Source organism: Acinetobacter sp. 231_lipA, assembly GCF_058243005.1.
Genome location: NZ_JBZAYU010000007.1, coordinates 1 through 4,135, shown reverse-complemented (window position 1 = coordinate 4,135; position 4,135 = coordinate 1). Strand labels below are relative to the sequence as shown.

Annotated in this window: 3 protein-coding genes; 2 read left to right on the top strand and 1 reads right to left on the bottom strand. The window is 42.4% G+C overall.

Annotated elements, in window-relative coordinates:
- Window positions 1-581 precede the first annotated feature (581 nt).
- Together AC4CUX_RS19405 and AC4CUX_RS19400 are read left to right on the top strand one after the other, a co-directional pair.
- Window positions 582-983 (top strand): MobC family plasmid mobilization relaxosome protein, encoded by a 402-nt coding sequence (locus AC4CUX_RS19405; RefSeq protein ID WP_050041694.1) that lies wholly within the window; start codon window positions 582-584, stop codon window positions 981-983.
- On the top strand, window positions 973-2,787 hold the full coding sequence (locus AC4CUX_RS19400) for a relaxase family protein (protein WP_176453806.1): 1,815 nt from the start codon (window positions 973-975) through the stop codon (window positions 2,785-2,787). Before AC4CUX_RS19405 ends, AC4CUX_RS19400 begins: the two co-directional genes overlap by 11 nt.
- A 45-nt stretch (window positions 2,788-2,832) precedes the next feature.
- Here AC4CUX_RS19400 and AC4CUX_RS19395 read toward each other — a convergent pair whose 3' ends face one another.
- Window positions 2,833-3,621 (bottom strand): ANT(3'')-II family aminoglycoside nucleotidyltransferase AadA27, encoded by a 789-nt coding sequence (locus AC4CUX_RS19395; protein ID WP_050041693.1) that lies wholly within the window; start codon window positions 3,619-3,621, stop codon window positions 2,833-2,835.
- Window positions 3,622-4,135: the final 514 nt, after the last annotated feature.

Here is a 4,135-nt window from a genome sequence, read left to right as displayed (position 1 = left end):
ACAAGCGGAGCGTTGAGAGTAGTTGTATAGGTTGGTTAAGTTGCATGTTGGAGAAATCCTCGCAGAGATACCACCATACTTCGACAGGGAGCGCGTGGGGGAAGGTACAAAACTTTTAGTCCTTGTCTACCATGTATGTAAAGCATGGTGCGGATACGACCGATGCGTGGCTCCGTCAGCCTAATCAGGTTAAATCGGCAATACTTAAGGGAAGTGTCATTTTTTGAATGACAGCCCTTAGGGAGAGTATTGCCGAAACTCTCTCAACGTCCACCATCTGCCTGAGCGAAGCGAAGGCTGTGGTGGCGGTGAGAAAGAGTTGAGCGTCTTTAGTTTTACAAGATTAATGCCAATACTTTCTAGAGTTTATATACCGAGTCATTTGATTTAATAATTTATAGAACAAATTTGTCCGTAATTGATAAGCAAGGATACACAGTTACCCCTATTTCACGATGTTCAATAGTGCTAAGCTGTGACCTTGATCAGGGGCTTCACCCCCGATACCCCGAAAACCGGCTTAAAGAAAAATCAAAGATTTTCCCTTAAACCGGTTTCATACCGAGAATTGGATTGATCAAATGGAAATAGATTCAGTAACTAAACAGAAAGCGGTTCGGGAACGGACGTTTAAAGTCAGACTTTCAGAATCAGAGTACCAATTGCTTGATGCTAATAATCCTTTTGGTTCAATCGCAAAGTTGCTACGTCAATCGGCAGTAGAGAAAGCAACACAGATTCATAATTCAAAAGCAGATGATGACCAAAAAATTAAAGCAAAAAACGTTGTTGAATCTTCATATACCAAGACAGAACGTTCTTTAATTTTAGAGTTAGGTCGCATAGGTAATAACGTCAATCAGATTGCCAAGGCTATTAATACGGATATTGCAGGGACAGGTACTTTTGACAAAGTGAAGTTACTTCATTTGTTGATTTCCATAGATCAGCAACTTCGGGAGTTACGTCCAGATGATCGTTGATTTTTTTAGACATGGCACAGGTTTATCCAAAGGTTGTCTAGATTATTTACTTGGTGAAGATCGAGTGCGAGAACATGCACAGGTTTTAAGTGGTGATGTGGAGCTGACAGCACAACTCATTGATAGCAGCCCTTTTGCCAAGAAATATACCAGCGGTTGTTTATCCTTTTACGAGCATGATTTATCTGACCAGGATAAACAGCAGATCATGCAGAATTTTGAGCAGTGTCTTTTTCCTGGCCTTGATCAAGATCAGTATAAAGTTCTATGGGTACAGCACCAAGATAAGGTGAACCAAGTTACTGGAGAGACTCGGCTTGAGCTGAATTTTGTGATTCCTAATGTGGAACTTTCGACAGGCAAACGGCTACAGCCATTTTATGCACCGGTAGATCTCGATCGAGTAGATCTGTTTAAGCAGATTACCAATGCGGAACATAGACTGTATGACCCTGATGACCCGAACAATCAGCAGCTTTTAATCAATAAGAAGAACCTCCCAAAGGACGTTCGGGACTTTAAAGCGCAATTACATCAACGTATCTATCGAGCCGTTGCCAATGGTGAAATTGCCGATCGGCAAAAATTGGTTGAATGGCTTGAGTCCAATGACGTCAAAGTCACCCGACAGACCCAAAAATCAATATCAATTGAAAATCCATATGAGGGCGCAACACGTCCTATCCGTTTGAATGGAGAGGTTTATGAGCAAGGCTTTAGAGCTACTGGCGAATATCGACAAGAAGTACAACAGCGAATTGCAACGTACCGAGGAACAACTTCTGAGCGGTATCGAGCAAACGTCACAGATTATCAAAGACAACTTAAGCACAAGAGCCAATATCACAGCGACCGCTATCCAACAGTCAGACGAGAAATTAGCGCAGAACCTACAGAACAGCTCACAGCAGATCGAAAAGCAGCTCGACCAGTACCAAGCCTTGCTACAGTCCAAATTGAGCCGTTTAAAGCAAATGAACGAGCAGATACAGACAGAAGAACAGCAAGTTCAGAACAAAAGCCTACTGAAACAGCTTACTACTTTGAATATGGCACTGATTTTGGGCGCTGTTATTTTGATTATTCTCATTATTGCGCTCAGTTTTATGGGGAAAAGCAAGTACAGCGAGATTCAGACGCTCAATATGACGATCAACGAGAAACAAATGCGAGTGGATCACCTGAACCGATCGGGGGGCAGTTTGACGTTCAGCACATGCAGACAGCAAAACAGCAAAGCCCAACGCTTATGTATTCAGATCAACAAGAATGCAGGCGAATGGCAGAACGGTTACATGATTCCGATGGGGTATTAAACGATGACCGAATTAGAAACACAGTTATTGAAAATCATCGAAGAACAACAGCAGCAATTACAGCAACAACAAGCGCAATTGCAGCAGCAACAGCAGAGTTTAGACGTGATGCAAAAGAAAATTATCCAAGCCTTATCAGCACAATCAAAGGCAATGGAGAGCGTACAGAAAGGCTTAGTGCAAACACAAAAGTCATTATCGACAACACAGACGCAATTTCACGAATTAGAGAGAAGTACGGCAACGTATACCGAGCAGATCAATGGCAAAGTCAGAGAGATGAGCCAAATTACAACGAACTACGAGGACGTACTGGAGAAAATCTCAACCGTACAGCAGTCAGTCTCGTCAGAAGTAGCCAAAGCGCAGCAGAATTTGCTCGAAACGTCCGAACTATTGAAGCGAATATCATCCAGATGAAGGAACGGAAAATGGAAATGGAACAGCCCCAACCTAAGCAAGATCGAGGGATGAGTTGGGGGATGTAGGGCTTATAGAAGCCCGTCAGCTCAAAATGCTTGGTTAAAACACTATTACTTGATTAGGCTACTCTTCTTATTAAATTGTTCATCAATTTTTGAACTAAGGAAGTCAACAACAGGGCCTAAAGCCTGATGCTGTTGTTGCCAGTTTTGTTTGCGTATCTCACCTTTATATTCTTGGATCATGCGCTGCAAAATGGGTTGATGCAGCGACGGTAACTGAGCTATCACCCAGTGTGCGGCTTGGTCTTTAGGCACAATCTCATTCGTTATCAAGCTAAAATAAATACGGCATAAGGCCAAAATCTGATTACGTTCATCGGCATCCTCATCCCAATGTGCCACAATAGAGGGATAGGTGTCTGCCATTGCCTGCCAGAGGTGCTGTTCAGGAATTGCCGTTGACCACTGTGTCAAACTTGGCCCCAACAAACTACGATGATGCATTTGTGCTTTCTTCAGCAAAATACTCAGATCAGGGTCTGTATGTGCGCGGAGCAAAGCACCTTGGTTTAACTCCTCCCGTAACCACTCCCCAAATTGTAGTTCGTAGCTGAGTGGATAACTGCCTGAGAGAATTTGCTCTTTAAGTACGATGGTGACTTCAAGTGCACGCTGTGCAGCCCCAATTGGATACGAAATTTTTAATAAGGTTTCTGCCAGTTGCTGTCTTTGATGGAGTGTCAGTGCTTGATTCACCACAACCAAAACATCCAGATCACTTTCTGGACCTAGCCCGCCATCAACAGCTGAACCATACAGATAAATGGCAAAGAGGGATTCACCCAAAAGCTGCTGTAAAGATTCTGTTAACTGTTCAAGTTGCAAGGTTTCGGACATGCTTGACCTCTTTTTCGGGCATGAGTTAGGAGTAGGAGAAACAAATAAAAATCTTGTTAAAAAATTTGAAATATATAAAAAAAGAGTCCTTGCAACAATTCTAATGAAAAGTTGTAGTTAAAACCTAAAGAAAAACCCCTCTGAGTCTTGCAACTTAGAGGGGTTTTGTCTTAAATTTGGTGGTACGCAGTTATTTGATGTTAAGAGCATCAAGTAACGAAGATCAGCAGAGTTAGACGCTCGTACTGATTTCACCTTTCGGCTTGTACCGCTTTTCAGATTCTATCAAATTGATAAAAAATGGCAAGCATTGTATCAGTAAAAAGTCTTTCGTTACTTGATTCTCGTTCATCCAATAAGCAATACATAGACTGTATTCGAGCCTTATCAGCTTCTGTTCGCCTTTTTTAAAGGAAGATATGCGGTGCATGTGGAGGGAATAAGTGTCACTGGTGCATCGTAGCGATAGTGAAGATCGAGAGATTGGAGCTAAACCGTTACAGGGGAATCCCAC

Excerpts from the sequence above, each read along its gene's own strand:
- AC4CUX_RS19405 (WP_050041694.1), top strand. The coding sequence starts at position 582 with ATGGAAATAGATTCAGTAACTAAACAGAAAGCGGTTCGGGAACGGACG.
- AC4CUX_RS19400 (WP_176453806.1), top strand. The coding sequence starts at position 973 with ATGATCGTTGATTTTTTTAGACATGGCACAGGTTTATCCAAAGGTTGT.
- AC4CUX_RS19395 (WP_050041693.1), bottom strand. The coding sequence starts at position 3,621 with ATGTCCGAAACCTTGCAACTTGAACAGTTAACAGAATCTTTACAGCAG.